30 protein-coding genes are annotated in these 26,272 nt (G+C 63.3%); 19 read left to right on the forward strand and 11 right to left on the reverse strand.

Annotation, left to right across the window (positions count from 1 at the left end; all coding sequences use genetic code 11):
* Positions 1–138 precede the first annotated feature (138 nt).
* Positions 139–909 carry a FadR/GntR family transcriptional regulator gene (locus MB818_RS12095; RefSeq protein WP_234139867.1) on the forward strand — a complete coding sequence of 257 codons (771 nt, stop codon included), beginning with the start codon at positions 139–141 and terminating at the stop codon, positions 907–909.
* A gap of 91 nt (positions 910–1,000) precedes the next feature.
* Here MB818_RS12095 and MB818_RS12100 read toward each other — a convergent pair whose 3' ends face one another.
* The 5 genes from MB818_RS12100 to MB818_RS12120 form a co-directional block, all read right to left on the reverse strand.
* Complete coding sequence (locus MB818_RS12100; protein ID WP_234139868.1) at positions 1,001–1,573, reverse strand: F0F1 ATP synthase subunit B; 573 nt, start codon at positions 1,571–1,573, stop codon at positions 1,001–1,003.
* A gap of 5 nt (positions 1,574–1,578) precedes the next feature.
* Positions 1,579–2,124 carry a F0F1 ATP synthase subunit B' gene (locus tag MB818_RS12105; protein ID WP_234176574.1) on the reverse strand — a complete coding sequence of 182 codons (546 nt, stop codon included), beginning with the start codon at positions 2,122–2,124 and terminating at the stop codon, positions 1,579–1,581.
* An 86-nt stretch (positions 2,125–2,210) separates the two neighbouring features.
* A complete protein-coding gene (locus MB818_RS12110) occupies positions 2,211–2,435 on the reverse strand; it encodes a F0F1 ATP synthase subunit C (protein WP_011048925.1) in 225 nt (74 codons plus the stop codon).
* A 76-nt stretch (positions 2,436–2,511) separates the two neighbouring features.
* Positions 2,512–3,294, reverse strand: a complete 783-nt coding sequence (locus MB818_RS12115; RefSeq protein WP_234139870.1) for a F0F1 ATP synthase subunit A — start codon at positions 3,292–3,294, stop codon at positions 2,512–2,514.
* Positions 3,295–3,296: 2 nt separating this feature from the next.
* Positions 3,297–3,641, reverse strand: coding sequence for an AtpZ/AtpI family protein (locus MB818_RS12120; RefSeq protein ID WP_234142916.1), 345 nt, complete (start codon positions 3,639–3,641; stop codon positions 3,297–3,299).
* 230 nt (positions 3,642–3,871) lie between these two features.
* Here MB818_RS12120 and MB818_RS12125 point away from each other — a divergent pair, with 230 nt between their 5' ends.
* Positions 3,872–4,213, forward strand: a complete 342-nt coding sequence (locus tag MB818_RS12125) for an ArsR/SmtB family transcription factor (RefSeq protein ID WP_234139872.1) — start codon at positions 3,872–3,874, stop codon at positions 4,211–4,213.
* Between the two features lie 9 nt (positions 4,214–4,222).
* On the opposite strand, the gene MB818_RS12130 is transcribed toward MB818_RS12125, so the two are convergent.
* Both MB818_RS12130 and MB818_RS12135 read right to left on the reverse strand, forming a co-directional pair.
* Positions 4,223–5,122, reverse strand: coding sequence for a DMT family transporter (locus MB818_RS12130; RefSeq protein WP_234176570.1), 900 nt, complete (start codon positions 5,120–5,122; stop codon positions 4,223–4,225).
* Positions 5,110–5,988 carry a LysR family transcriptional regulator gene (locus MB818_RS12135; RefSeq protein WP_234139874.1) on the reverse strand — a complete coding sequence of 293 codons (879 nt, stop codon included), beginning with the start codon at positions 5,986–5,988 and terminating at the stop codon, positions 5,110–5,112. The genes MB818_RS12130 and MB818_RS12135 overlap by 13 nt, the downstream gene beginning before the upstream one ends.
* 160 nt (positions 5,989–6,148) lie before the next feature.
* Here MB818_RS12135 and MB818_RS12140 point away from each other — a divergent pair, with 160 nt between their 5' ends.
* Positions 6,149–6,895 (forward strand): aspartate/glutamate racemase family protein, encoded by a 747-nt coding sequence (locus MB818_RS12140; RefSeq protein WP_234139875.1) that lies wholly within the window; start codon positions 6,149–6,151, stop codon positions 6,893–6,895.
* 48 nt (positions 6,896–6,943) lie between these two features.
* Here MB818_RS12140 and MB818_RS12145 read toward each other — a convergent pair whose 3' ends face one another.
* The gene (locus MB818_RS12145) at positions 6,944–7,489 is read right to left on the reverse strand and encodes a prolyl-tRNA synthetase associated domain-containing protein (RefSeq protein ID WP_234139876.1); all 546 of its coding nucleotides are present in this window, start codon (positions 7,487–7,489) and stop codon (positions 6,944–6,946) included.
* Between the two features lie 315 nt (positions 7,490–7,804).
* Between MB818_RS12145 and nadA the strand changes: the two genes are divergently transcribed.
* The 13 genes from nadA (at position 7,805) to MB818_RS12210 (ending at position 19,595) form a co-directional block, all read left to right on the forward strand.
* The gene (gene nadA / locus MB818_RS12150) at positions 7,805–8,857 is read left to right on the forward strand and encodes a quinolinate synthase NadA (RefSeq protein WP_234139877.1); all 1,053 of its coding nucleotides are present in this window, start codon (positions 7,805–7,807) and stop codon (positions 8,855–8,857) included.
* A 7-nt stretch (positions 8,858–8,864) separates the two neighbouring features.
* Complete coding sequence (locus tag MB818_RS12155; protein WP_234139878.1) at positions 8,865–10,415, forward strand: L-aspartate oxidase; 1,551 nt, start codon at positions 8,865–8,867, stop codon at positions 10,413–10,415.
* 14 nt (positions 10,416–10,429) lie between these two features.
* On the forward strand, positions 10,430–11,278 hold the full coding sequence (gene nadC / locus MB818_RS12160) for a carboxylating nicotinate-nucleotide diphosphorylase (RefSeq protein WP_238905229.1): 849 nt from the start codon (positions 10,430–10,432) through the stop codon (positions 11,276–11,278).
* A gap of 327 nt (positions 11,279–11,605) precedes the next feature.
* Entirely contained in the window at positions 11,606–13,114 is a 1,509-nt protein-coding gene (gene ffh, locus MB818_RS12165; protein WP_234139880.1) for a signal recognition particle protein, read from the forward strand.
* Between the two features lies 1 nt (position 13,115).
* Complete coding sequence (locus MB818_RS12170; RefSeq protein WP_234139881.1) at positions 13,116–13,658, forward strand: GNAT family N-acetyltransferase; 543 nt, start codon at positions 13,116–13,118, stop codon at positions 13,656–13,658.
* On the forward strand, positions 13,655–14,191 hold the full coding sequence (locus MB818_RS12175) for a GNAT family N-acetyltransferase (protein WP_238905230.1): 537 nt from the start codon (positions 13,655–13,657) through the stop codon (positions 14,189–14,191). The genes MB818_RS12170 and MB818_RS12175 overlap by 4 nt, the downstream gene beginning before the upstream one ends.
* On the forward strand, positions 14,188–14,697 hold the full coding sequence (locus MB818_RS12180) for a GNAT family N-acetyltransferase (RefSeq protein ID WP_234139883.1): 510 nt from the start codon (positions 14,188–14,190) through the stop codon (positions 14,695–14,697). The genes MB818_RS12175 and MB818_RS12180 overlap by 4 nt, the downstream gene beginning before the upstream one ends.
* The gene (locus MB818_RS12185; protein ID WP_234139884.1) at positions 14,694–15,296 is read left to right on the forward strand and encodes a GNAT family N-acetyltransferase; all 603 of its coding nucleotides are present in this window, start codon (positions 14,694–14,696) and stop codon (positions 15,294–15,296) included. Before MB818_RS12180 ends, MB818_RS12185 begins: the two co-directional genes overlap by 4 nt.
* 4 nt (positions 15,297–15,300) lie before the next feature.
* On the forward strand, positions 15,301–15,597 hold the full coding sequence (locus MB818_RS12190; protein ID WP_011048942.1) for a chorismate mutase: 297 nt from the start codon (positions 15,301–15,303) through the stop codon (positions 15,595–15,597).
* A gap of 63 nt (positions 15,598–15,660) precedes the next feature.
* Positions 15,661–16,026: a 30S ribosomal protein S16 gene (gene rpsP / locus MB818_RS12195; RefSeq protein WP_234139885.1), complete on the forward strand. Its 366-nt coding sequence runs from the start codon at positions 15,661–15,663 to the stop codon at positions 16,024–16,026.
* Positions 16,027–16,037: 11 nt separating this feature from the next.
* On the forward strand, positions 16,038–16,673 hold the full coding sequence (gene bluB, locus MB818_RS12200) for a 5,6-dimethylbenzimidazole synthase (protein ID WP_369426330.1): 636 nt from the start codon (positions 16,038–16,040) through the stop codon (positions 16,671–16,673).
* A 144-nt stretch (positions 16,674–16,817) separates the two neighbouring features.
* Positions 16,818–17,321, forward strand: a complete 504-nt coding sequence (rimM, locus tag MB818_RS12205; RefSeq protein WP_238905231.1) for a ribosome maturation factor RimM — start codon at positions 16,818–16,820, stop codon at positions 17,319–17,321.
* 45 nt (positions 17,322–17,366) lie between these two features.
* On the forward strand, positions 17,367–19,595 hold the full coding sequence (locus tag MB818_RS12210) for an amidohydrolase (protein WP_238905233.1): 2,229 nt from the start codon (positions 17,367–17,369) through the stop codon (positions 19,593–19,595).
* A gap of 99 nt (positions 19,596–19,694) precedes the next feature.
* On the opposite strand, the gene MB818_RS12215 is transcribed toward MB818_RS12210, so the two are convergent.
* The 3 genes from MB818_RS12215 to MB818_RS12225 are packed head-to-tail and all read right to left on the reverse strand — an operon-like array spanning position 19,695 to position 22,168.
* Positions 19,695–20,450 carry a TylF/MycF/NovP-related O-methyltransferase gene (locus tag MB818_RS12215; protein ID WP_234176554.1) on the reverse strand — a complete coding sequence of 252 codons (756 nt, stop codon included), beginning with the start codon at positions 20,448–20,450 and terminating at the stop codon, positions 19,695–19,697.
* Positions 20,451–20,509: 59 nt separating this feature from the next.
* A complete protein-coding gene (gene trmD, locus MB818_RS12220; protein WP_234165801.1) occupies positions 20,510–21,310 on the reverse strand; it encodes a tRNA (guanosine(37)-N1)-methyltransferase TrmD in 801 nt (266 codons plus the stop codon).
* A gap of 48 nt (positions 21,311–21,358) precedes the next feature.
* A complete protein-coding gene (locus MB818_RS12225) occupies positions 21,359–22,168 on the reverse strand; it encodes a glycoside hydrolase family 25 protein (RefSeq protein WP_234139891.1) in 810 nt (269 codons plus the stop codon).
* A gap of 401 nt (positions 22,169–22,569) precedes the next feature.
* On the opposite strand from MB818_RS12225, the gene rplS reads away from it, so the two are divergent.
* The 3 genes from rplS to MB818_RS12240 form a co-directional block, all read left to right on the forward strand.
* The gene (gene rplS, locus MB818_RS12230) at positions 22,570–22,953 is read left to right on the forward strand and encodes a 50S ribosomal protein L19 (RefSeq protein ID WP_234139892.1); all 384 of its coding nucleotides are present in this window, start codon (positions 22,570–22,572) and stop codon (positions 22,951–22,953) included.
* A gap of 11 nt (positions 22,954–22,964) precedes the next feature.
* Positions 22,965–23,186 carry a 50S ribosomal protein L31 gene (rpmE, locus tag MB818_RS12235; RefSeq protein ID WP_234139893.1) on the forward strand — a complete coding sequence of 74 codons (222 nt, stop codon included), beginning with the start codon at positions 22,965–22,967 and terminating at the stop codon, positions 23,184–23,186.
* A gap of 262 nt (positions 23,187–23,448) precedes the next feature.
* On the forward strand, positions 23,449–26,272 hold a 2,824-nt coding region (locus MB818_RS12240), incomplete at its 3' end, for a CARDB domain-containing protein (RefSeq protein ID WP_304622097.1).

Below are 26,272 nucleotides of genomic sequence, written 5' to 3' on the forward strand. Positions count from 1 at the left end.
GTGATCAGGGTGAGACTAGAAAGCAGGAAATTTAAGTCAATAATTCTGACCAATGTTACAGAGGACGTGAACGCGCCCTGTTGCGTCCCGCCGCGCCCGGTCATATGTTTTGACCACATTCAGAGGCCCCGCCCGCATATGCCATTCCAGAAAGTCCAACCCGAAAAACTGTCGACCTCGGTCGTGCGCCAGATCGAGATGCTGATCCTGCAAGGTATCCTGCGACCAGGCGAACGGCTGCCCGCCGAACGTGACCTGGCCGAGCGGCTGGGCGTGTCGCGCCCATCGCTGCGCGACGCGGTGGCCGAATTGCAGGAACAGGGTCTGCTGGTGTCGCGGGCGGGTTCGGGCATCTTTGTGGCCGAGGTTCTGGGCAATGCCTTCTCGCCCGCGCTGACCCGACTGTTCGCCTCGCATGAAGAGGCGATGTTCGATTATCTCTCGTTCCGCCGCGATATCGAGGGGCTGGCCGCCGAACGCGCTGCGCGGCTGGGCTCGGAAAGCGACCTCAAGGTGATCCAGGCGATCTTTGACAAGATGGTCGAGGCGCATAAACGCGGCAAGAGCGAGGACGAGGCCCGACTGGATGCCGAGTTTCACATGGCGATCATCGAGGCCAGCCACAACGTGGTGATGCTGCACATGCTGCGCTCGATGTTCGACCTGCTGCGGCAGGGCGTGTTCTATAACCGCAAGATCATGTTCCACCAGCGCACCACGCGCGAGGCGATCCTGGACCAGCATCGCGCCATCAACGCCGCGCTTCAGGAACGTGACCCGGCCGGCGCCCGCGCTGCCGTGTCCGACCATCTGAGCTATGTCGAGCAATGTCTGGCCGATCAGGAAAAGGCCGAACGCAACGAGGCCATCGCCCGGCAGCGGTTGGAGCATGAGGCCGGGCGTAGCTGAACTGCGCCCGGGCAACTACCCTGACGACATCTTTGGAATCGAAAAACCCGACCATCGGCCGGGTTTTCCAGATCGGTACATGCTGTTGACGTCAGTGCAGCTTGGCACCCGCGTCGGCAATGCCGGCATCGATCAGCTTGTTGGCCTCGGTCGCGGTCATGCTGCTGGCGATCACGTCGCCGGCGGCGGCAACCGCGATTGCGATGGCCCGGTCGCGCACGTCCTTGACCGCTGCCGCCTCGGCCGAGGCGATCTGGTCCTGGGCGGCGGCCAGACGGCGGGCGATCGACGCCTGCAGATCCACCTTGGCCTGCTCCGCAGCACGCTGTGCCTCGTCCTTGGCCGCAGCCACGATGGCATCGGCCTGGCCCTGCATTTCCTTCTGCTTGCGCTCGAAGGAGGCCAGGAGGCTTTGCGCTTCTTCACGCAGCTTGCGGGCTTCGTCCAGGTCCGACTGGATGCCTTCGGCACGCTTGTCCAGCGCCCCGCCGATCATCGACGGCACCTTGAAATAGAACAGGACCGCGACAAAGACGAGGAACGCGATGGTCACCACGAAATCGGTGTTCTTCAGCGAGAAGAACGGGCCGCTCGCGGCAAGGGCCGGGCTGGCCACGCCAGCGATCAGGACAAGGCTCAGGACAGGGGCGAGAATGTTACGCATGTCTCTTATCCTTTCATCCGCAGCTCGACGGCACCGGAAACAGCGGCAGCGTCGGCCTTGCCACCCAGCGCATCCACCAGCGCCTCGGCAGTGTCCTTGGCAACCGCTTCGATGCTTTCCAGCGCACCGGCACGGATACCGGCAATCACCTTCTCCGATTCAGCCGCCTTGGCGGCAATCTCGGCATCGGCCTTGGCGATGGCGTCGTTCAGGCCAGCCTGAATCTCGGCACGGGCCTCGGCGGCGATACGCTGCGCCTCGGCGCGGGCATCGGCAAGCGCCTTGGTATAGGCTTCTTCCGCTGCGGCGGCCTTGGCTTTCAGGTCTTCGGCAGCGGCGAGGTCGTTTGTGATGGTCCCCTGACGCTCGGCCAGGATTGCCGCGATACGCGGCAGGGCCACGCGCGACAGGACCAGAAAGACGACGACCAGCGTGATGACAAGCCAGAAGATCTGGTTCGGGAACCAGTCGAAACACAGCTGCGGCATGCCGATGGCAGAGCCATGGGAATCGACGCAGGTGCTGACAGCTCCGGTTGTTTCAGTCGCCATGTTGTCCTCCGTCGGAACGTTGTCTTTACAACAGGTGGGCCGCTATGGCCTGGGCCCACCTGCGCGTAAGGATCAGGTTCCGCGAATTAGACGGCGAACATCAGCAGCAGAGCGACGAGGAACGCGAAGATCCCCAGGGCTTCTGCGAATGCGATGCCGATGAACAGGGTCGCGGTTTGCGACGCGGCGGCCGAGGGGTTGCGCAGGGCGCCGGCCAGGAAGTTGCCGGCCACGTTGCCCACACCGATTGCGGCTGCGCCGGAACCGATTGCTGCCAGGCCTGCGCCGATATGTGCGAGATCGCCTTCCATGATGTGTCTCCTTACGATTGGAAGTTGAATGTCAGGGTGTTGGATACACAGGGCGGGCACGGGCCCGCCGCTGAGATTAGTGATGCGGGTGCAGCGCGTCCTTGAGGTAGACGCAGGTCAGGATGGTGAACACGTAAGCCTGGATAAAGGCCACCAGCACCTCGAGACCGTACATGGCGGTGATCGCCAGAACCGAAACCGGGCTGATCGCGGCGATAGCGGCAAAGCCTGCGAACACCTTGATCACCGCGTGGCCTGCCATGACGTTACCGGCAAGACGGATGGAGTGGCTGACCGGACGCACGAAGTAGGAAATCAGTTCGATGATCGCCAGGATGGGACGCAGGGCCAGCGGCGCGCTCGACACCCAGAACAGGCTCAGGAACCCGGCGCCGTTCTTGACGAATCCCAGGATGGTCACGGTCAGGAACACCGCCAGCGCAAGCACCATGGTCACCGCGAAATGCGAGGTGGTGGTGAACGACTTGGGCAGCAGGCCCAGGAAGTTTGCGGTGACGATGAACATGAACAGGGTCATGACATAGGGGAAGTATTTCACCCCGTCCTTGCCGCAGATGTCCTCGACCATCTTGTAGATGAAGCCATAGGCGAGTTCCGCGATCGACTGCATGCGGCCCGGCACGATGGCGCGTTTCGAGGTGCTCAGCACCAGCAGGCCGATGATCGCCAGCACCGCCAGACCCATCCACAGGGTCGAGTTGGTGATGGTGAACATGCCCACCGCGCCGTCGCCGAACAGCGGCTTGACGATGAACTGATCCATCGGGTGGAAGACCAGGCTACCACCCTCTGCCGCGTGTTCTGCTGCCTTGTCTGCGGCGTGTGCTTCGCTTGCCACGTCTAGTCCCTCTCGTCTCTCTCGGCCGTTGCCTTTGCGGCGTCGGCCTCTGTCTTCGCCTGGATTTCGCGCGCGCTGCGGAGCATGACATTCACCCCGGCGGCAAGACCCAGCAATGTGAACAGCACCAGGAAGATCGGGATAGTCCCGAACAGGCTGTCCAGCCCGTACCCGATGCCAAATCCGATCCCCAGACCGGAAACCATCTCGATCACCATCCGCCAGGCCAATTCGCCCTGGGCATGGCTTGCATCCGCGCGTTTGGTGCCGGTTTCACGGGCCTTCTTGGCCGCTTCGATCCGCGCCTCAAGCTGCGTCAGCCGCTGCTTTTGGTCGTCTTCGGTCACGGGTGGCACCCCTACGCAGTCTTGGGCATGTGCTAAGGGGGCCGGGGCACAGAGTCAACGCCTCTGTCACCCCAGCAAACCTGCACCCATACCATTGAAATAAAAAGGTATTTATTGCCCTCCGGAACGGGGTGCAAATGCGCCGCAGGCAGGTCCGGGGTCAAAACCGCCAGAAATGCATATTCAACCAAACGGTTGACGATCCACGCCGCATATGGTTCTGCCAGTTCATGTCAGACCCGCTCGACGATGTCTTTTCGGCGCTTGCCGACCCTACAAGGCGCGCGATCCTCGCGATGCTGCTCGAGGATGACATGGCCGTGACCGATGTGGCCGAACCGTTCGAGATGTCGCTGGCGGCGATCTCGAAACATCTGGTGATCCTCACCCGTGCCGGGCTGATCACGCAAGAGAAACGCGGCCGGGTGAAATGGTGCAAGCTGGAACCCGACGCGCTGCGGAAGGCCTCGGTCTGGATGCAGGGGTTCGGTCAGTTCGAGCCGGTCAATCTGGATGCGTTCGAACGCTTTCTTGCGACGGAACTGGGCGAAGACGCCCAACCGGGCGGATGAGCCGCCCGGCTATCCCCGCCGCGCCGGTGTTTCCAACAGCATGACCAGCGCCACCACCGTCATGGCGATCCCCACCAGAACCAGCCCGCCCGGCGCACCATTGCCCAGCGCAATCTCCCAGCAGATCACCCAGGTTGGCGTCAGATAGGTATAGGCCATCACCTTGGCCGAGGGCAGCCGCAGGGTGGCGAATTGCAGCAGCACAAATGTCATCGCGCTGGCGCAGATCGACACATACAGGAGCCCGATCCAGACGATGGGTGGCAGCGCCGCCCAATCCGTCGCCCGCAGGTCTTCCCAGCCATAAAGGGTCAGCAGCAGACAGCCCGCCACCAGCATGCCCAGCGTGAACACCACCGCGGGCTCTCCCCGGTTCAGCCGCCGCACCATCGGCGTATAGATCGCATGCGCCACGCAGCCCCAGAAATAGACGATCTCTCCCTGTCCGATCTGAAACGCCCGGAGAGCGGCCCAGTCGGCGCGAAAGATCACCCACAGCGCGCCCCCTGCCCCGATCGCCAGCGCCAGTGCCATGCGCGACGTGGTCACCTGCCGCAGCAGCAGCCAGCCCGCAACCGCCGACAGAACCGGGGTCAGGGTGAACACAGCCGCCGCGCTGACCGGTGGCGCCGTCTTCAGCCCCTCGAACATCAGAACGAAATAGGCGGCGAACAGCCCGCCCAGCAGCGCATAGCGCCACGGCGCCCGCAGCGCCGTGCGCGGAATGCCGGTGGTCGCCGCCGCCGCGATGCCAATCACCACCGCGGCAATCCCGAACCGCACCGCGTTCAGCGCCGCCGGAGCGATCTCGTTGGCCACCATCGAACCAAGCGAGAAGCTGCCCGCCACCAGCGCCGAAAAGCAGAGCATCGCCAGATGACCCCGCCCCTCGGGACTCAGACCTCCCATTCGCGCGCAGCCTGCTTGAGGAACTTCAGAAAGCTCTGCACCTTGGGCGTGCGGTGCAGGTCGACATGGGTCACCAGCCACAGCTTGCCCGCCCATTCTTCTTCTGCCGGGAGCATCTCGATCAGATCCGGGTCGCGCGCGGCGGCCCAGCGCGAGACAAAGCCGATCCCCGCCCCCGCCCGCACCGCGTGCCCGGCGGAATAGGTATCGGAACAACGAAACGAGATCGCCTCGGGCGGCACGTTCTGACGCAGCCAGATATAGAAAGGGGCCCGGCTGTTTTCGTCATCGCTGCCGACATACTCGTGGTTTTTCAGGTCTTCGGGCCCCTTGAGCATCCCGCGCCGCGCCACATAACCCCGGCTGGCATAAAGCCCCACCTCCTGATCGATAAAAGGCTGCACCACGTTGTCGGGCTGGTCGGGCACCCGTCCGGCCCGGATCGCCACATGCGCCTCGCCATATTCCAGCCGGAACAGGCGCGCGCCGGTCAGATATCGCACGATCAGACCCGAATGCTTTCGCTGGAACGCCCCCAGCACCGGTACCACCAGCGGCGCCAGCGATTCCAATGAGGTTACCACCAGCTCACCCGAAACATCGTCGCCCACGCCCTTGAGCCGCCCGACCAGCTGGCTGAACTGGTCATCGGTCGCCTGCGCCACCCTGAGCAGGTCCAGACCCGCCTCGGTCGGGGTATAGCCGCGCGCGTGGCGCTGAAACAGCTTGACGCCCAGCCGCGCCTCGATCGCGTCGATATGGCGGATCACGGTGGCATGATGCACACCCAGCACCTCGGCGGCGCCACTGACGGTTCCCATGCGTGCCACCTGATAGGCGGTCCGCACCTCATCCCAATTCTCCATGCGGCTTAGGGCCTCAAACTGTGCAGATTTCAACAATTACCGACAGTTTTCCTGCGCTACGTTCACCTCTGCAACACAAATCTTCCGTCAGAGGGTTTGTTCTGGCAATTTCGCGCCTTCCGCAGGACGCTGCACCAGACCCCACCAACCCGGAGGCCCCATGAAGAAGATCGGCATACTCGGCGGCGTCGGCTGGCCCTCGACCATAGACTATTACCGGGCCATCGCGCAGGGGGCGGGGCGCTTCTTTGCCGCGCGCGGCCATGGAACGCCGCTGCCAATCCCCCCGATGACGATCGAATCCGTCACCCAGGCGCAGACCCGCGCCCTGCGTGGCCGCCCGGGGGACGAGGCCAGCTGGTCCGGCTTCGACGCGGTCTTCCGCAACGCCCTGCTGACCCTTCAGGGGGCGGGTTGCGATTTCGCGGTGATCGCCTCGAACACGCCGCATGCGCGGCTGCATGCGATCCGCCGGGGGGTCGACATGCCGGTCCTGTCGATCTTTGACGCCACCGCACGCGCCACAGCCGAAACCGGCAGCGCCCGGGCCCTGGTTCTGGGCACCTCCGTCACCATGCAGGCAGGCGACTATGCCAGCGCGCTCGCCGCAGAGGGAATCACGGCGAACCCCGCCCTGCCCTTTGAGGACATCGCCGAAATGCAGGCTCTGATCGACGAAGACCTTTACGCGGGCGTCTCGGAAAACGCGCGCCCGCGCCTGCTGGCCTTTTGCGACCGCCACGCCGAACCGGGCACCGCGATCCTGCTGGCCTGTACCGAACTGCCATTGGCCTTTCCCGACCATGTGGACGACATCACCTTTCGCGCCGGCGGGCATCTCTTCATCAACCCCTCGGCGGCCCATGTCGCCGCCGCCCTCGACATGGCGCTGGCGGACGAGGTCTGACCCCTGCTTCTTTCTGGTTGAAAATACTCGCGCCGCAGGCACGCGCCGTCAGGCGCGTTCGGCCCCGTCCAGCCAAGTCACCGCGCACCCGATGCGCTCCAGAAACGCCATCAGGTCCGCGCGCGCCATCGCCACCGTGCGATCATTGACCAGCGGATGCATATAGACCACCTCGGCCTCGCGCACCGCCGCATCCATGATCAGCCTGACCCCCTGCCCAACCCCGTTGATCATCGCCAGCGGACTGACCGCACCCGGCCGGATACCCAGATTCTGCAACAGCCGGTCCGCCGAGCCAAAGGACAGGTTGCCCACGCCCAGAACCGCGCCCAGCGCCTTCAGGTCGATCTCACGGTCCTGCTCCAGCGTCACCAGATAGTTGCGCTTCTTCTTGTCGCGCAGGTACAGATTCTTGATCCGGAACGCCCGTTCCCCGGGCCGGGTCAGCTCTCCCTCGACCGCCTTGGCGTCTTCGACCGTTCTGAGCGGCACATGGGTAAACAGTCGATAGGCCAGCCCCCAGTCGTCAAGCTGGCCAAGCAGCGCGTCCGAGGAAACGGGCAATGTGTCCTGATAGGCCGAAGAGGCGTCCATGGTCGGGTTCCCTGACAAGTCATTCCGCCCCTCTTGCCGCGATCATCGCCCCATCGCAACCCATGGCGCGACCAGTTCACCGCACGTTGCGTCGTTCGCCCACCAATGACCTCAATGAGGAAAGAATTCCACAATCAAGACAGAAGTGCAAAAAAACATTGTTTGTTTGCAAACAAACAACCGTGAAGATAAAGTCAAAAAGTTCCTAAACAAGGCGTTCTTTCGGGAAATTGTCCTATCACCACCTATGGCCAGCGGCGTCAAATACCCCTATTTCAACGCCACCCCCTCGCAACTGGCAGGACCTATCGCCCCGTGTTCGACCTTCCCGCAATGCGTGCCGGCCTCGCCGACAAGTATGACCTTGCCCCTTCACCCACACTCGCCGCCGAGATGAGCGCGGAATACGCCCGAATGGCGCGGGTGGTCACCCCCGCCGACTGGGCCATCCACGCGCCCTATGTCCGCGCCATCAACCAGCTCAAGGCCGAACGCGGCGCGGTGATCCTGGGCCACAACTACATGACGCCCGAGATTTATCACGGCATCTCCGATTTCGTCGGCGACAGCCTGCAACTGGCAATCGAAGCGACCCGCACCGATGCCGATGTGATCGTGCAATGCGGCGTGCATTTCATGGCCGAGACCTCAAAGATCCTCAGCCCCGACAAGACCGTGCTGATGCCCGATATGGGGGCGGGCTGTTCGCTGGCCGAAAGCATCACCGCCGAGGGCATCGCCCAGATGCGGGCGAAATATCCCGGCGCGCCGGTTGTGTCCTATGTGAACACCACCGCCGAGGTAAAGGCCGCCTCGGACATCTGCTGCACCTCCTCCAACGCCGCCCAGATCGTGGCCGCCATGCCCGAGCACACGATCATCATGACCCCCGACCAGTATCTGGCCCAGAACGTGGCCGCCCAGGTACCGCAAAAGAACGTGGTCTGGTGGGAGGGGTCCTGCATCGTGCACGAGCAGTACAGTGCCCGCGACCTGCGCGACTTCCGCGAATGGAACCCGGGCACCCGGCTGATCGCCCATCCCGAATGCCCCCCCGACGTGGTGGCCGAGGCCGATTTCTCGGGCTCGACCAGCGGCATCATCGACTATGTCACGCGGGAGAAGCCGGAAAAGGCGCTGCTGATCACCGAATGCTCGATGGCCTCGAACATCGCCGATGCCCTGCCCGAGGTCGACTTCGTCGGCCCCTGCAACATGTGCCCCTATATGAAGAAGATCACGCTGGAAAAGGTGCTTTATGCGCTTGACACCATGACCGGTCAGGTCGAGGTCGACCCAACCGTCGCCCAGCGGGCGCGGCTGGCGGTGCAGCGGATGATCGACCTCAGCCGGCAACTGGGGGTCTGAGGCCCCGATGCAGGACCTGCGCACCGACCGCGTGGTCATCATCGGCGCCGGGCTGGCTGCGATCTATGCAGCGCTAAAGCTGGCGCCCCACCCGGTGCTGATGATCTCGCCCGACCCGCTGGGCCATGGCGCCAGCTCGGCCTGGGCGCAGGGCGGCGTGGCCGCCGCGATGGACCCCGCCGACACGCCCGCGGCGCATGCCCGCGACACCCTGCGCGCGGGCGCGGGAACGGTGCTGCAAGAGGTGGCCGATTACGTCACCCGGGCGGCGCGCGACCATATCCTCGACCTCACCGATCTGGGCACCGCCTTCGACCGCACCCGCGACGGCGGCTATGTGATGTCGCGCGAGGCGGCGCATTCAGCGGCCCGCGTGGTGCGGGTCAAGGGCGATCAGGCCGGGGCCGAGATCATGCGCGCCCTGATCGCGGCCTTGCGGCAAACCCGGTCGGTTCAGGTGCTCGAAGGCGTGCAGGTCGCGCGTCTGCTGGTCGAGGCCGGGCGGGTCACCGGCGCCTGCCTCACATCGGCCGCGCCCGAAGGCTCCGCCCCCGTCACCCTGCGCGCGCCCGCCGTGCTGCTGGCGGCGGGCGGGGCGGCGGGGCTGTATGCCCAGACCACCAATCCCGCCCGCATCCGGGGGCAAGCGCTGGGCATGGCCGCCCGCGCGGGCGCGCGGATCGCCGATGCCGAATTTGTACAGTTCCACCCCACCGCCATCGCCACCGGCGCCGATCCCGCGCCATTGGCGACCGAGGCGCTGCGCGGCGAAGGCGCGACGCTGATAGACCGGCACGGCCAGCGCTTCATGCCCGCGGTGCATCCCGACGGCGAACTGGCGCCGCGCGACGTGGTGGCCCGCGCCGTCTATCTGCAAACACAGGCGGGCAACGCCCCCGCGCTGGATACCCGCGCGGCCATCGGCGCGCATTTGCCCACCCTGTTTCCCGCCGTCGCCCGTGCCTGCGCCGAGGCGGGGATCGATCCGCTTTCTGCCCCGATCCCGGTAGCGGCGGCGGCGCATTACCATATGGGCGGCGTGGCCGCCGATCTGGATGGGAAAAGCAGCCTGCCGGGCCTCTGGGTCTGTGGCGAGGCGGCCTCGACCGGGTTGCACGGCGCCAACCGGCTGGCCTCGAACGGGCTTCTGGAGGCGCTGGTCTTTGCCCGCGCCTGCGCCCGCGACATCGCCCGGCAGGTGCGCCAGACGGTGGCGGCGCGGGTGGATATTCCCTTTGCCCCCGGCGGCGATGCGCCCGATGCGCGGGCGGTCACCGAACTGCGCCGGATCATGACCGATCATGTGGGCGTGGTGCGCGATGGCGACGGGTTGCGCCGCGCCCTGCGCGCCATCGCGCAGATCGAGGCCGCGCATCCCCCCTGCGACGCCTTTGCCAACATGACCGCCACCGCCACGATGATTGCCGCCGCCGCGCTGTTGCGGCAGGAGAGCCGCGGCGCGCACTATCGCACCGATTTCCCGCAGGCCGCGCCCGGCCCCGGTAAACGCTCGGACCTGACGCTGGAGCAGGCGCTGGCTCTGCGCAACACGCTTTGACCCAAGGACCCGCCATGACCCATGCCCCCCTGCCCGACCTGATCCTGGAACCGCTGGTGCGTGCCGCTCTGATGGAGGATCTGGGCACCTATGGCGACATCACCACCCGCACCGTGATCGCGCCGGGCACCCGCTATTGCGCCCGGCTGAACGCCCGCGCCGCCGCCACCGTCTCGGGCATGCAGGTCGCCGCTCTGGCCTTTCGGCTGGTCGACCCGGCGCTGCGGGTCGAGACGCTTGTTGCCGATGGCCAGACCTGCGCCACCGGTGACACGCTGATGGTGATCGAGGGCGAGGCCGCCGCCATCCTGTCGGCCGAGCGGGTGGCGCTGAACTTTGCCGGTCGGCTCTGCGGCGTCGCAACCCTGACCGCCGCGCTGGTGGCCGAGACGCGCGGCACCGACGCGCGCATCACCTGCACCCGCAAGACCACGCCGGGTCTCAGGCTGGTCGAAAAACAGGCGGTGCTGCATGGGGGCGGCTTCAACCACCGCTATTCGCTGTCCGACGCGATCCTGATCAAGGACAACCATATCGCCGCCGCCGGCGGTATCCGCTCCGTACTTGAGGCGACCCGCGCCCGCGCCTCGCATATGGTCAAGGTCGAGATCGAGGTCGACCGCCTCGACCAGCTGGAAGAGGTGCTGACAGTGGGTGGCGCCGATGCGGTGCTGCTCGACAACATGGACACGGAAACGCTGACCCGCGCGGTCCACATGGCACGTGGTCGCCTGATCACCGAGGCGAGCGGCAATGTCACCCTCGACACGGTCGCCGCCATCGCGGCCACCGGGGTGGATTACATCTCGTCAGGCGCACTGACCCATTCCTATCGCACCGTCGATCTGGGGCTTGATTTCTGATCCTTTGCGAGGCGCTGCCTCGCGCTCCGGAGTATTTGCGGCGAAATGAAGAGACAGGCCCGTCTCTTTCCTCTTGCTGAAAATATCCCGGGGGAGGCACCGCAGGTGCCGGGGGCAGAGCCCCCTTTCGCCCGCGCGGCTTGACTCCCCGGCCCGATCCGCGTAATCCCGCGACAACTGTCCGGAAGCGTCAAACCTTCCGGTCCCTGGTCTTGTCCGGGGATCGCCCTCCACCAGCGTGTTACGCCCGTGGAGGCGATTGTGTATTGATCCACCGCTTCCTACCTTGGGGGCGCGACCGCAACAGGCAAAAGGAGCCGGAGAGCCATGTTTGAAAATCTGTCCGAACGCCTCTCTGGCGTCTTCGACCGCCTGACCAAGCAGGGCGCGCTGAGCGAGGAAGACGTCAAGACCGCCCTGCGCGAGGTGCGCGTCGCATTGCTCGAGGCCGACGTCTCGTTGCCGGTGGCGCGTGACTTCGTGAAGGCGGTGCAGGACAAGGCGACCGGTCAGGCGGTGACCAAGTCGGTCACGCCGGGCCAGCAGGTGGTCAAGATCGTGCATGACGCGCTGGTCGACGTGCTGCGCGGCGAAGAAGACCCGGGCAAGCTGAAGATCGACAATCCGCCCGCGCCGATCCTGATGGTCGGCCTTCAGGGCGGCGGCAAGACCACCACCACGGCCAAGCTGGCCAAGCGCCTGAAAGAGCGCGAGGGCAAGAAGGTGCTGATGGCCTCGCTAGACGTCTATCGCCCGGCGGCGATGGATCAGCTGGCGGTGCTGGGCGCGCAGATCGGGGTCGATACCCTGCCGATCGTGCCGGGCCAGAAGCCCGTGGATATCGCCAAGCGCGCCAAGCAGCAGGCGATGATGGGCGGCTATGACGTCTATATGCTCGACACCGCCGGTCGCCTGCATATCGACCAGGTGCTGATGCAGGAGGTCGAGGATGTCCGCAACGTCGTCACCCCGCGCGAAACCCTGCTGGTGGTCGATGGCCTGACCGGCCAGGTCGCCGTCGAGGTGGCCGAGGAGTTTGACGCCAAGATCGGTATCTCGGGCGTGGTGCTGACCCGGATGGACGGAGACGGGCGCGGCGGCGCGGCGCTCAGCATGCGCGCGGTGACCGGCAAGCCGATCCGCTTCGTCGGTCTGGGCGAGAAGATGGACGCGCTCGAAACCTTCGAGCCCGAGCGTATCGCCGGCCGCATCCTGGGCATGGGCGATATCGTCGCCCTGGTCGAAAAGGCCCAGGACACCATCGAGATGGAACAGGCCGAGCGCATGATGAAGCGCATGGCCAAGGGTCAGTTCAACATGAACGACCTCAGGATGCAGCTGGAACAGATGATCCAGATGGGCGGCATGCAGGGCATGATGGGCATGCTGCCGGGCATGGGCAAGATGGCCAAGCAGATGGATGCCGCCGGTCTCGACGACCGTGTCCTGAAACAGCAGATCGCGCTGATCCAGTCGATGACCAAGCGCGAGCGCGCCAATCCCGCCCTGCTCCAGGCCAGCCGCAAGAAGCGGATCGCCGCCGGTGCCGGGATGGAGGTCAGCGATCTCAACAAGCTTCTGAAGATGCACCGCCAGATGGCGGACATGATGAAGAAGATGGGCAAGATGGGTAAGGGCGGCATGCTGAAACAGGCCATGAAGGGCATGTTCGGCAAGGGCGGCACGCCCGCTGACATGGCCGAGATGGCCAAGGGCATGGACCCCAAGGCGCTGGAGGCAGCGGCCAAGGCGATGGGCGGGAAGGGCGGTCTGCCCGGTCTGGGTGGCGGCATGGGCCTGCCGCCGGGTCTGAGCGGACTGGGAAAGAAGAAGTAACATGACTCCGATCCCCACCATATCGACCGAACGGCTGACGCTGCGCGCGCCAGAGCAACGGGACTTCCCGGGCTTTGCGGCCTTCTTTGCGTCGGACCGGTCGAAATTCGTGGGCGGGCCGGTCCCGGCGGAACAAAGCTGGCGCATGCTGGCGGTCGAGCTGGGTCATTGGCAGCTGCGCGGCTATGGACGCTGGGCGGTCGAAGAGACGGCAACCGGCCGCTTTGCCGGCATCATCGGGCTGTGGTGCCCCGAGGGCTGGCCCGAACCGGAAATCGGCTGGGACCTGATGGACGGGTTCGAGGGCAAGGGATACGCGACCGAAGCCGCCCGCGCCGCCCGCGACTATGCTTATGATGTGCTGGGTTGGCAGACCGCGATCAGCCTGGTCGCGCCCGGCAATGACGGCTCGCGCCGCGTCGCCCAGCGTCTGGGCGCGGCACAGGACGGATTGTTCACCCATGAGCGGTTCGGCACGCTGGAGATCTGGCGCCACCCGGCCCCGTCCGAACTGTCGGATGGCGGCATGGAGGCCTATGCATGATCGACCTTCAGATCCCGACCCTGACCACCCAGCGCCTGATCCTGCGCGCGCCCGAGGCACGCGATTTCGACGGCGTGGCCAGCTTCTTTGCCGATGGTGATCGCAGCTGGGGCTTTGGCGGCCCGCTCAGCCGCAACGAGGCCTGGCGCTGGTTCGCCTCGATGATCGGCCATTGGGTGCTGCATGGCTATGGCTTCTGGATGGCCGATACCCGCGAGGGAGAGCCGGTCGGCTTTGTCGGTATCTGGTCGCCCGAGGGCTGGCCGGAACCGGAGCTGGGCTGGGTCGTCTACCAAGGCGCCGAGGGCAAGGGATATGCCCGCGAGGCCGCCGAGGAAATCCGCCGTTACGCCTATGCGGTGCTGGGCTTTGAAACACTCAGCTCGAACATCTTTCCGGGCAATGCCCGCTCGGTCGCGCTGGCTGAGCGCATGGGCGCGCGTTTCGAGCGCAGCTATGACAACGTCACTCATGGCACCGAACATGTCTATCGCCATCCCGGCCCCGACGATCTGGCAGGGGGGGCGGCATGAGTATCCCCACCCTGCACACCGACCGCCTGACCCTGCGCGCACCAAAGCTTGAGGATTTCGAGCATTGGGCCGCCTTCTTTGCCTCGCCCCGCGCGGTGCATGAACGCGGCATGATGGAGCGCGCCGCCGCCTGGCGCGTCTGGGCCTCGGATGTCGGCATCTGGACCCTGCGCGGCTATGGCCCCTTTGGCGTCGAACTGCGCGACAGCGGTGCCTATGTGGGCGAGGTGGGCATCTACGAACCCGATGGCTATCCCGGCCCGGAACTCGGTTGGTTCGTGATCCCCGACGCCGAGGGCAAAGGCTACGCCGCCGAGGCGGCACGTGCGGTGATGATCTGGGCGCGGCGCAATTTCGGCTGGGACCACCTGACCAATATCATCGACCCGGACAATGCGCGCTCCATCGCGCTGGGCCTGCGGCTGGGCGGGGTGATCGACCCCGACGGCATCGGCGAAGACCCGGGCGATGTGGTGATCGCGCACGACCTGCGGGGGTTGGCATGACCCATACCATCCCCGTCATCGAAACCCGGCGTCTGATCCTGCGCGGCCCCGAGCCCGAGGATTACCCGGATTTCAAATCGACCTTCACCAGCTATCGCGCCCGCTTCATGGGCGGACCGTTGAACCCTTATGAGGCATGGATGCTCTATGCCGCCGAGATCGGCCATTGGCAGATCCGCGGCTATGGCATGTGGATGATCCACGACAAGGTGACCGACGAGACCTATGGCATGGCGGGTGGCTGGAAACCTGCGAAATGGCCCGAGGCCGAGATCGCCTGGGTGATCTGGCCCGATGCCGCCGGCAAGGGCTATGCGCTGGAGGCCACCCATGCCGCCCGCAAACACTTCTACCGCCATCTCGGCTGGGAAACCGCCGTCAGCTATATCGACCCCAAGAACCTCGACTCGATCCGCCTGGCCGAGCGGCTGGGGGCCAAGAAGGACCCCGAGGCACCGACCATCGACGGCAACGACGCGGTCTATCGCCACCCCTCGCCCGCCAAGCTGGAGGGCACCCAGCTGGCACATGGGATCGACATGGAAATCGCGCATTACGCCGACCCGCTGTTCAAACCGAAAGGATGGGCCATTGACTGACACCATGCCTGATCCCGTGGCGCGCGCCGCCGAACTGCTGAAAGGCCACCGCGCCAGCATCGACCGGCTGGACGCGATCCTTGTCTACACGCTCGGCGAGCGGTTCAAACACACCCAGGCCGTGGGCAAGCTCAAGGCCGAGCACGACCTTCCCCCGTCCGATCCGGTGCGCGAGGCACAACAGATCGAGCGGCTCGAAGACCTGGCGAAAGAGGCCGATCTGGACCCTGATTTCGCCAAGGCTTTCCTGAATTTCATCATTCAGGAAGTCATCCGACACCACAGGAAACACCAGGAATAACCGGGCAATACCCGGTCAACACGAAACACGCCCCCGGCGTGACGCCATCAAAGGAGAAACACAATGGCAATGAAAATCCGTCTGGCCCGTGGCGGCTCGAAAAAGCGTCCCTTCTACCGCATCGTGGCCGCAGACAGCCGCATGCCGCGCGACGGCCGCTTCATCGAGAAGCTGGGCACCTATAACCCGCTGCTGCCGAAAGACAGCGAAGAGCGCGTGAAAATGGATGTCGAGCGCGTGCAGTACTGGCTGAGCCAGGGCGCCCAGACCACCGACCGCGTTGCGCGCATGCTCGAAGCCGCCGGTGTCGTCGGCAAGACCGAGCGCTCGAACCCCAACAAGGCCGTGCCGGGCAAGAAAGCCAAGGAACGCGCCGAGGAGAAGGCCGCGAAGGCCGCTGCAGCAGCCGAAGCGGCAGCCGAAGAATAAGCGGGTCGCGCGTGCGGGATCAGAGCTTTTCCGACGATTTCCGCACGCAGTTCGACCTGCTGATGCGGCTCCGGCGCGATGTACGCCGGTTCCGCACCGATCCGGTGGACGAGGCAGTGCTGACGCGCTGCCTCGACACCTTTCGCCTGGCGCCCTCCGTTGGCCTGAGCGAACCCTGGCGCGTGATCCGCGTCGAAAGCAAGGCCGCCCGCGCGGCGGCGCTAGAGAATTACCAAACCGCGAACGCCGAAGCGCTGACAGGCTATTCCGGCGACCGGGCGCGGCAATACAGCCAGCTCAAATTGTCGGGCATGCAGGAGGCGCCGGTGCAACTGGCGGTGTTCTGCGATGACGTCACGGTCAAGGGGCACGGTCTGGGGGCCGGCACGATGCCGGAAATGCGGCGTTACTCGGTGGTCTCTGCGGTGACCCTGTTCTGGCTGGCGCTCAGGGCCGAGGGGCTGGGGCTGGGCTGGGTATCGATCCTTGACCCCGACCGCCTTTGCCGCGATCTGCGCACGCCCGAGGACTGGCGGCTGATCGGCTATTTCTGCATCGGTTGGCCGCAAGAGGTCTCTGACACTCCCGAATTGGAAACCGCAGGCTGGGAAGCGCGCGACCGCCACCTGACGGTCGAGACACGATAGCTCCATGCTCCGCCCCGTCCGGCTGTTTTTCTTTGTCACGGTCGCCTTTGTCGTCGGAGTGGTATACGAACGCAATGCCCACCGGGACCGCTGCTTGGATGCCGGCGGGCGGGTCGAGGCGGATTTATGCGAGGGATGGCAAAAATGAGCGATCTGATTTGCGTGGGTTCGGTGGCGGGCTCTTTCGGGGTGCGCGGCGAGGTGCGGTTGAAAAGCTTCTGCGCGGTGCCCGAGGATATCGAGCTTTATTCGCCGCTGACCGATGAGACCGGCACCCGGCGCTTTCCCATCGTGCTGACCCGTGCGATCAAGAACGGCTTTGCCGCGCATCTGGGTGGCGTCGAGACCAAGGAAGCGGCAGACGCGCTCAAGGGTCTGCGCCTCTATACCCAACGCGACCGGCTGCCTTCGCTGCCCGATGACGAGTTCTATCATACCGACCTGATCGGGCTGGAGGTGTTCGACACCGGCGGCACGCTTCTGGGCAAGGTGATCTCGGTCCAGAACCACGGCGCCTCGGACCTGCTGGAGATCGGCGGCGGTGGATTGAAATCACCGGTCCTGTTGCCCTTTACTCAAGCTGCAGTCCGCACCGTGGACCTGGATCAACGCCGCATCGTCGCCGACCCGCCCGAAGGACTGTTCTGACCGCGTCTGCAGCTGCCCCTGGTTCGCGTTGTCTACGCAGGGCTTTTGAGCGCAGCGGCGAATGACGGCGGCTTCAAGCCCAAAGCGGTCGGGGCAGTCGTCAAATCCGAATTTCTTTTTGATTTGGAGACTTGGCGCGCAATCCAAGCTCGGTTGTTTTTTTCGTTTCTTGTTCAGAAAATGTTGGTGTTAGGCTCAGAAATATTTCTACCTCGATCAGCGTTGGACAAAATGACCAAAACAGATTTCACCCGTCGCACAGCAATAACCATTCTTGGCAGCGCGTCGATGATCGCGATTGCCAATGCCACGCCTGCTCACGCCGCCTCGTCATTGCAGGATTTTGGCAGCCATCTCAACGCACTGCCCGAGATCACCGTTTACATAGCGCAGCGCGTCATAACGATGGAGGACAACGACCCAGCTATAAACGCGGTTGCCGTGGTCGGAGACCGTGTTCTGGCCGCTGGTTCCCGCGACGAAATCGTCAACCGGATCGGCTCGCAGCCCTTTCGGCTGGACGACAGGTTCTCCGACAAAGTCATAATTGCTGGCTTGATCGACCAGCACGTGCATCCTTTCCTCGCTGGATTGACCCTGACCTCCGAGATCATATCGATCGAGGATTGGAACCTTCCGACTGGCTTTTCGAAGGCCGCCAAGGATGAGGCGGAATACAAGTCTCGTTTGCAAGCCGCTGAAGCGGCATTGGATGATCCTGACGCCTTGTTGCTGACATGGGGGTATCACCACTTCTTTCATGGCGAGATCAGGCGTGCACAACTCGACGAGATCAGCAGCACGCGCCCGATCATCATAGTCCATCGATCTGCGCACGAGTTGATCCTTAACACCCCCGCTCTGGAGCGGCTGGGCATCAACCAAGACTTCGTGAATGGCTTTGCGGGGCTCGCGCTTGAGCAATCGAGCTTTGAAGATGGGTATTTCTTCGAAGCAGGAATGTTCGCCGTCCTTCCCGCGGTCGCTCCAGTGCTTGCCACACCAGAGCGCCTGGGCGCCGGCCTGAGGCTGGCGCGCGAGTATATGCACCGCGCAGGCGTCACGGTTGCAGCGGAACCGGGAGGTGTGCTGTCTCGACCTCTCCAAGAGGCAACCAACGCAGTCTTCTCGGGGTCTGACGCACCGCTCCGGATGTATTTCATCGCCGATGGCAAATCTCTGGCAGCCTTGCATTTCCAGAAAGGCTCCATGATCGAGGAAACCGAAAAGCTGCTCGATTGGGGTGAAGGCAAGACGGCTTTCATGCCGAAGCAGGTGAAACTCTTTGCCGATGGCGCTATTTACAGTTTGGCCATGCAGGTCTCGGAGCCTTATGTGGGCGGCGATTTCCACGGCGAGTGGATCATGCAACCGGACGAATTCGACCCCGTGTTCGATGCCTATTGGGATGCAGGCTACCAAATACATATCCACCAGACTGGTGACCTAGCTGTTGATTTGATTCTGGACGCTGTAGAGCGAAACATGCGCCGGAACCCGCGGGCAGATCACCGCACGACATTGGTCCACTTCGGTTATGCGCGGGAAGGCCAAGCAGACAGGATCGCCGATCTGGGCTGCATCGTCAGCGGCAATCCTTACTACGTAACCGCCTTGTCAGATCGATATAGCGAGCTTGGACTCGGTCCAGAGCGTGCAGACGACATTGTGCCCCTTGGCCCGATCAAGGCCAACGGTATCCCGATCTCTTTCCACTCAGACGTTCCGATGGCGCCCGGTGAACCGTTGTTCCTGGTATGGGCTGGTGTGAACCGGACGACCGTATCTGGCCGCGTGGCCGGCCCCGAACACCGTTTATCTGTCGAAGACGCGCTGCGGGCTGTGACCATTGATGCTGCCCAATCCCTTCGGTTAGAGGGCGAGATTGGCTCGCTCGCTCCCGGCAAGTTGGCGAATTTCACCATCCTTGAAGAGGACCCATTCGAGGTGCAGCCCGATAAAATCAAAGACATCGGCATCTGGGGAACCGTACTTGAAGGAGACATCTTCCCTGTATCGGACGACTTCGATCTCGACCGCGCGTCATTGTCGCCACCCCGCGATACAGTAAAATCGCCAACAAAGCCGTTGTATGCGCTTGCTGACGTATCGGGCATCGCACAGAAGGGCATGCTTGCCGGATGCTCGTGTTGCGCTTCGCCGGTGTCTCAGTCGTGCACCGCATCGGCGGCGGGACAAGTCTCGGCAGTTAGCTGTTGCGGGACCAACGCATTGGGGTGGGCCGTCGTGTCTGAATGGGCGTCTCAAGCATAGACCGGAGCCAATCTGACTACAGGTTTCGGACGTCCGCGTTTACATGCAAAGCAGCCGCCCAAGTCCCGAGGCGCAACCAGCCGAGCCCGGCACGCGCCCTCAGTGCTTGATCACCAACCCCTGCCCGGTGGGGATCTCCAGCACCGTGTGCCCGCGCGCGGCCATGAAGGCGTTTTCGGCGTGGCGTTGCGCGGCGTAGCCGGTCCAGCCGTAATCGTCGAACACGATCATCCCGCCCGGCACCACCTTGTCGAACAGCGCCTCCAGCGCAGCAATTTCCGAGGCCGCCGAATTCATGTCGATATGCAAGAGCGCGATCTGCTCGGGGCAGGCCTGGGCGAAACTGTCTGGCACCATGCCCTGCACGATCCGCGTATTCGGGACCTTGGCAAAGCGCTGCTGCACCACCTTCAGGATCGCATTCGGATCATCGGCGATGTCCTGTTCATAGGCCTGATTTGAACGTTTCTCGGAATTCATTGCCTCTGGTATGCCCTGATAGGTGTCATAGAGATAGAGCGTCTTGTCAGACTTGGCGAAGTCCAGATAGTCGGTCAGGAACGCGAAACAAAACCCCTTCCACACTCCGCATTCCACGAAATCGCCGGGCAGTTGCATCACGTTCTGGGCGGCCCAGAGCAGCGTATGCAGCCGCCAGGCAATCGATATCTCCTGTTTTGTCTGGGCGTTTCGGCGCAGCGTTTCAACGAATTTCCTGTCCTCGCGAAACCCGCCTGCCCGTTGCAACCCGATCAGATTGTCTGAGGCGTAGACCGAGCCAAACAATTCTTGCAGCGTCTCTAGCGCGATGCGAAAGCGGTCAGCATTTTCACCGTCAAGCTTTCCATAAAACAACTTTTTCCCCTCTTATTGCAAATACTCACCCCTATCTGCGCATCACGGCACAGGAGCTGTCAATCTTCCTTCGGCGTTTGATAGCGTCGCCACAAGTCGGGTCGGCGGCTCTGCGTGATCTTTTCGCTCTGGGCGCGGCGCCACTCGGCTACCTTGCCGTGATGGCCGGACATCAGCACCTCGGGGATGGGGCGGCCCATCCATTCGGCGGGGCGGGTGTATTGCGGATGTTCCAGAAGCCCCGAGGAAAAACTCTCCTCCTCGGTCGAGGCCTGGTTGCCCAGCACGCCGGGCAGCAACCGCACGGTGGCGTCGATCAGGGCTTGCGCCGCAATCTCGCCACCGGTCATCACGAAATCTCCCAGCGAAACCTCCTGAATGCCGTAATGCTCCAGCACCCGCTCGTCGACGCCCTCGAAGCGGCCACAGATCAGCGTGACCCCGTCACAGCGCGCCAGCGACTGCATAAGCGACTGATCCATCGGGCGGCCGCGCGGCGACAAGTAGATCAGCGGCCAGTTGCCGCTGGCGCCTTGCATCGCGCGTTCGATCGCTGGGGCCAGCACATCGGCGCGCAACACCATGCCGGCGCCGCCGCCGGCCGGGGTGTCATCGACATTGCGATGCTTGCCGATGCCGAACTGGCGCAGTTCGATGGTCTCCAGTTGCCAAAGCCCCTCTTGCAGGGCGCGGCCCGTCAGGCTTTCGCCCAGAACACCGGGAAAGGCCTGCGGAAACAGGGTGATCACCCGTGCCTTCCACACGCCATGCAGATCGGGCGTGTCGGTGATCAGCTCGCGGGGTTGCAGCGTCGGGCGGATGGCCTTGCGGCCATGGGATCGGGCGGGTGGTGTGCTCATGGCCGCTGTCATAGGGCAAGGCGCGGGCCGAGGGAAGCGGTGGCGCACCTAGCCGATCAACCCGGCCTTCCAGCGCAGCCAGATATCGGGGGCGCTGCGGAACACGTTGATATCCACCTTGCCCTCGATCCCCGGTATCAGCCCGGTGCCGGTATACTGCCAGAAGGTCCAGTAGGCGCCGGGATAGACCTGACGCGGATGGCCCGCGACCGAGCGCAGCCAGAACTCGGCATCGCGCAACTGTCCGATGCCAGTGTCGCGATAGAAGTCGACCGTCGTATAGATGATGGGACGGCGCCCGTAATGCGCCTCCAGAATGTCGAGGAACTTGCGTGCCTCGGCCCGCACCTTGGCGCCTTCGGGACGCAGCGGGCAGGTGCGCGAGCGGTGGGTCCACTCCATGTCGAGCACATGCGGCAGATCGGCGCCACGCGGAACATGCCGGATGAACCAGCGCGCCTGTTCCGCAGCCGGGCGGCAGAAATAGTAATAGTGATAGGCGCCCCAGGGCACGCCCGCCGCCTGCGCGCCGCGACGGTGTTCGGCGAACTTGGGATCGGCGACATCGCCGCCCTCGGTCGCCTTGATATAGGCAAAGTTCACACCTGCCGCGCGGGCGGTCGGCCAGTCGATATTGCCCTGCCAACGCGATACGTCGATCCCGTGAATCGGATAGCTGTGCGGCGCGCGCCCGTCCCAGGGATGCGGATCGGCATCACCGAATTTCGGATATGTGACCAGTTGCGCCAGTTCAGCGCGCATCGGGTCAGGGGCTGCGACTGGCTCGGGCTCGGGCGCGCGGCGGCCGCAGGCGGCCATCAGGGTAAGAAAGACGGAGAGAAGGAGCAGGGATCGCATAATGACTCGCTGTGAAACCGTGATTTGAAATCGGTACTGCCCCAGAGATTGGCGCGGCGCCGGCCAAAAGCAACCACCCGCCCGGGGATAAGCGAAAATCGGCGGGACCTTTGCCGACCTGCCTTAAAAAGTCGCTCCAGAACCTGCAACACTCTTGATCCCGGCCCCGGTTGCGCCTAAACGAGGCCGGTCTGGAATCGCCTCTGGCGGCTCCGGGCGTTTGGCCTGTTTCCGCGCCCCATCCGGTTTCTTCGACCGGTCCACCGGGGCGGCAGACCGAACAGAAGAAACGGACGATCCGATCTCGGGCGGGCGCTGCGGCGGACCCGGTCGAAGACCACGAGCTCTCGGGACGCACATATCTTCGTGGGTAGAACCACGGGCAAACCAGGAGAAAAGCGATGGATCTTATCGCACAGCTCGAGGCGGAACAGATTGCCGCCCTGGGGAAAGATATCCCCGATTTCAAACCCGGCGACACCATTCGCGTCGGCTACAAGGTGACCGAAGGCACCCGTTCGCGCGTGCAGAACTACGAAGGCGTCTGCATCAGCCGCAAGAACGGCAGCGGCATCGCCGGCTCGTTCACCGTTCGCAAGATTTCGTTCGGCGAAGGCGTGGAACGTGTGTTCCCGCTCTATTCGACCAACATCGACAGCATCACCGTTGTCCGCCGGGGCCGTGTGCGTCGTGCGAAACTCTACTATCTGCGTTCGCGTCGTGGCAAATCGGCCCGTATCGCCGAAGTCACCAACTACAAACCCAAGGCTGACGCCGAAGCGTAAGGAGCGGAAAGATGAAAAACGACATCCATCCCGATTACCACCTGATCGACGTCAAGCTGACCGACGGCACCGTCATCCAGATGAAATCCACCTGGGGCAAGGAAGGCGACACCCTGTCGCTGGAAATCGACCCCTCGTCGCACCCGGCCTGGACCGGTGGCTCGTCCCGCCTGATGGACACCGGCGGTCGCGTGTCGAAGTTCAAGAAGAAATACGAAGGCTTGGGCTTCTAGTCCCTGCCAGCGATCGAACCGCAAACGCCGCCCCTCGGGGCGGCGTTTTTCTTTGATCCTGAGCGAAGCGCAATCCTTTGCAAACGCCAGTATTTGTTGACACGGGCCAAAACATGCACGCACTATTCATAATATTCTTTGCCATTGAGCCGCTTTTCCAGTTTGGCCTTAGTTTGTCGGCATAGAAATTTTTCTGCCGTCTTCTGGGTTGCTACTTTTTGAATTGTGCCCGGAACGCGGTCATTGTTGAGAGTACCGAATTATGCCGACCGCCACATATGACAGCTCCTTTACACGCAACATCGGTAGTGGAGACCGCTATTTCTCTTTTAACGTCCTTGGTGACTTGCCCTATTCCGAGGTCGAGAACGTTTCGCTGAACTTCTTCATCAACTACAACAACGGCGCTGCTGTCGACCTCGGGGATGTCGATATCTGGCTGATCTCACCCGAAGGGCGACGCGTCCGCGTCTACGACAATTTCGATGGTATCGGTAAGGACACCGATGACGGGAACGACAGCGACCGATCCGACGACTACGATATCTCTTTCTGGGGAACCGATTCCGTCTCCAACATCTCCGTTTTCATGGACGGGCAGCAGGTGCAGGGAAACTGGCAGTTACAGGTGCGCAACAACACCGGCGTAACGCTACAGATGAAGTATCTCAACGTCGACATCGACTACAACTTTGCCGATCCGACGGTCCGAGATATCCGCGTCATCGGCGATCTGAACGTCGGCGAGGAAATCGAGATCGAGGCGGAGCTGGCCAACATCGGCAACAAGGGCATAGGCTCCTTCGGCATCGAATATTACGTGAACGGATCGCTCATTGGCGGCGACACACTGTCTCTGGGCCTGCCGGGCGGGTGGACCGATACCGAGACCATCAAATACACGCTGACCGAAGAAGGCGCGAATTCCATAGAAGTGCGGATCGTCGACGTCGACGGTGACAGTCGAACCAGCAACAACTCACGAACCGAGTCATATCGCGTCGGCCCCGACCTTCCCGATTTGTTTGTCAGCGATATTTCCGCCTTTGGCTATGCGATCGCCGGTCAGAGTGTCGTGATCGAGACCGAGGTAACCAATCAGAGCGACAGCTATCAGGCGCCCTTCTCGATCAGCTACTATGTCAATGGCAGCAAAATCGGAGAAGACACCTATTCGGGCGGCCTGTTGCCAGGGCAAACAGACCCTGAAACCATCTCCTACACTGTGTCGACAACCGGCCAACAGGAAATCGAGGTTCGCATCAACCGCGGCGATAGCCTGGGCCGTACCGAACTCTTTGGCGTCTCGCGCGCGGACGAACCCGCGCGAACGGTCACCACTTCCCTAGCGGAAATCGAACTGGGCGCCTTCATGGCACGCGTCGTCTACGGCGATGACTTGCTGCCCGGTGTTTACAACGGCGACAACAGCGACAACGGGCGGGACGACAACTACAGGGGCTACCTGTCACAGCGCGGCTGGACCGTTCTGACCGAAGGAAACTTGGGGCAGAACTATGTCTCTGACAACGACGCCCGGTTCCAAAGCGGCGGGTTGTTCGAGGGCCGCAATAGTCTCTTGTGGGCGGCGCAAGGGCTGCTTGCCGAAGGCACGATGGCCGATGGCAGCCGCACGGTTGCGCTCACCTTTCGCGGCACCGATGATTCAGATTGGCCACTGGCGCTGAGCGGACAGGCTTGGGGCGGCAACGGGCTGTTTGATCAGTATGTGGCACACGACGCGCTGATAGAGGCAGCACTGGCCTATGTGAACGACCCCGGCAACGGAATTGATCGTCTGGTCGTGTCCGGCCACTCTCTGGGCGGGTCGATGGCCGATATCTTTGCCACGGTCGATGCCCACCGTGTGTCGGCCGATGTAGATCTGGCGGTTATCTCCCTGGCCTCGGCCGGGATCGACCCGGATGTCTATACCGACTCGCTTCCCTTCAAAGGGTTCGATCTGCAATACGATCCGGCCATTCCTGAACTCACCGGCAATCCTCTGGCGCCTATGCAGCTAAATGCGCCCGGCTATTATATCGGGCTTTCACATCGTGAAGACCGGGTCACCTTTGCCGGCGAAAGCTGGGTCTCGCCTGAACCTTCGCTCACCACAGTTCTGACGCTGCTGACCAACGTGAACTTCGAGGATGGGCTGACCCAGATCGACCTCCCCAATGTCGAGAACACTGAATTTTCCACGGGTTTCGGCGCCGAGCATGATCCGGGGCTCTATTGGGCCAGCATCTGGGCTTTGGCCAACGATCCGCTCTCTGAATTCCGCGACACCCATCGCATTCAGATCGGTCGCACCGATTATGACAGTTTGCCCGAGTACGAGAAAGAAACGATCTCTTTGTTCGAGAAATCGGCGAACACTGCAATCGACGACAGGCTAAGCAAGGCGCTGACCGGCAATGGCAATCGCGATTTCATTATGGGGCTGGCGGGCCGGGACGAACTGGTGGGTCTTGGCGGCAACGATCTGCTATCGGGTGGCATTGGCAACGACACCCTGAACGGCGGCACCGGCAATGACCGTCTCGATGGTGGGTTGGGCGAAGACGAGGCCGTTTTTGACTCCTCCAGCTCCGATTTGCTCGTCTATCGCGAAGACGAAGCCTTTGTCCTGTTCACCTCCGAAGGGCGAGACACGGTAACCGGAGTAGAGCGGTTCCGGTTCAACGATATCGCCTTGGACGAGGCCGACCTGAATGAGCGTGACGGGATCGGCCGGACGCTGACCGGCACGCCCGAAGCAGACGACCTCAAAGGGACCGAATTGAATGACAGTGTCTCGGGGTTGGCATCCAACGACCGCCTGGTCGGCTACGAGGGCAACGACACGCTGGATGGTGGCGACGGATCGGATACGCTCAACGGTGGCGACGGCGATGACCGGATCATCGGCGGCGGATCAAGCGCCGACCTGCGCGACATCATCTATGCGGGTGCGGGGCATGACAATATCGACGCCGGCGCCGGCAACGACCTGGTCTATGGCCAGGCCGGCAACGACACCATCGCCGGCGGTTTCGGCGTGGACGAGCTGCAGGGTCAGGAAGGCGACGACGTGATCACCG

Origin of the sequence: Ruegeria alba (genome assembly GCF_022321465.1) — a bacterium.
Lineage (GTDB): Bacteria > Pseudomonadota > Alphaproteobacteria > Rhodobacterales > Rhodobacteraceae > Ruegeria_B > Ruegeria_B alba.

What these genes read in the sequence shown, in the direction of transcription:
- MB818_RS12185 (WP_234139884.1), top strand. Translation starts at nt 14,694, where the DNA reads ATGACCCATACCATCCCCGTCATCGAAACCCGGCGTCTGATCCTGCGC.
- MB818_RS12125 (WP_234139872.1), top strand. Translation starts at nt 3,872, where the DNA reads ATGTCAGACCCGCTCGACGATGTCTTTTCGGCGCTTGCCGACCCTACA.
- MB818_RS12145 (WP_234139876.1), bottom strand. Translation starts at nt 7,489, where the DNA reads ATGGACGCCTCTTCGGCCTATCAGGACACATTGCCCGTTTCCTCGGAC.
- ffh (WP_234139880.1), top strand. Translation starts at nt 11,606, where the DNA reads ATGTTTGAAAATCTGTCCGAACGCCTCTCTGGCGTCTTCGACCGCCTG.
- MB818_RS12225 (WP_234139891.1), bottom strand. Translation starts at nt 22,168, where the DNA reads ATGCGATCCCTGCTCCTTCTCTCCGTCTTTCTTACCCTGATGGCCGCC.
- rpmE (WP_234139893.1), top strand. Translation starts at nt 22,965, where the DNA reads ATGAAAAACGACATCCATCCCGATTACCACCTGATCGACGTCAAGCTG.
- MB818_RS12170 (WP_234139881.1), top strand. Translation starts at nt 13,116, where the DNA reads ATGACTCCGATCCCCACCATATCGACCGAACGGCTGACGCTGCGCGCG.
- rplS (WP_234139892.1), top strand. Translation starts at nt 22,570, where the DNA reads ATGGATCTTATCGCACAGCTCGAGGCGGAACAGATTGCCGCCCTGGGG.
- MB818_RS12155 (WP_234139878.1), top strand. Translation starts at nt 8,865, where the DNA reads ATGCAGGACCTGCGCACCGACCGCGTGGTCATCATCGGCGCCGGGCTG.
- MB818_RS12110 (WP_011048925.1), bottom strand. Translation starts at nt 2,435, where the DNA reads ATGGAAGGCGATCTCGCACATATCGGCGCAGGCCTGGCAGCAATCGGT.
- MB818_RS12105 (WP_234176574.1), bottom strand. Translation starts at nt 2,124, where the DNA reads ATGGCGACTGAAACAACCGGAGCTGTCAGCACCTGCGTCGATTCCCAT.
- MB818_RS12135 (WP_234139874.1), bottom strand. Translation starts at nt 5,988, where the DNA reads ATGGAGAATTGGGATGAGGTGCGGACCGCCTATCAGGTGGCACGCATG.
- MB818_RS12140 (WP_234139875.1), top strand. Translation starts at nt 6,149, where the DNA reads ATGAAGAAGATCGGCATACTCGGCGGCGTCGGCTGGCCCTCGACCATA.
- MB818_RS12095 (WP_234139867.1), top strand. Translation starts at nt 139, where the DNA reads ATGCCATTCCAGAAAGTCCAACCCGAAAAACTGTCGACCTCGGTCGTG.
- MB818_RS12180 (WP_234139883.1), top strand. Translation starts at nt 14,188, where the DNA reads ATGAGTATCCCCACCCTGCACACCGACCGCCTGACCCTGCGCGCACCA.
- nadC (WP_238905229.1), top strand. Translation starts at nt 10,430, where the DNA reads ATGACCCATGCCCCCCTGCCCGACCTGATCCTGGAACCGCTGGTGCGT.
- rpsP (WP_234139885.1), top strand. Translation starts at nt 15,661, where the DNA reads ATGGCAATGAAAATCCGTCTGGCCCGTGGCGGCTCGAAAAAGCGTCCC.
- MB818_RS12175 (WP_238905230.1), top strand. Translation starts at nt 13,655, where the DNA reads ATGATCGACCTTCAGATCCCGACCCTGACCACCCAGCGCCTGATCCTG.
- MB818_RS12130 (WP_234176570.1), bottom strand. Translation starts at nt 5,122, where the DNA reads ATGGGAGGTCTGAGTCCCGAGGGGCGGGGTCATCTGGCGATGCTCTGC.
- MB818_RS12100 (WP_234139868.1), bottom strand. Translation starts at nt 1,573, where the DNA reads ATGCGTAACATTCTCGCCCCTGTCCTGAGCCTTGTCCTGATCGCTGGC.
- rimM (WP_238905231.1), top strand. Translation starts at nt 16,818, where the DNA reads ATGAGCGATCTGATTTGCGTGGGTTCGGTGGCGGGCTCTTTCGGGGTG.
- trmD (WP_234165801.1), bottom strand. Translation starts at nt 21,310, where the DNA reads ATGAGCACACCACCCGCCCGATCCCATGGCCGCAAGGCCATCCGCCCG.
- MB818_RS12190 (WP_011048942.1), top strand. Translation starts at nt 15,301, where the DNA reads ATGCCTGATCCCGTGGCGCGCGCCGCCGAACTGCTGAAAGGCCACCGC.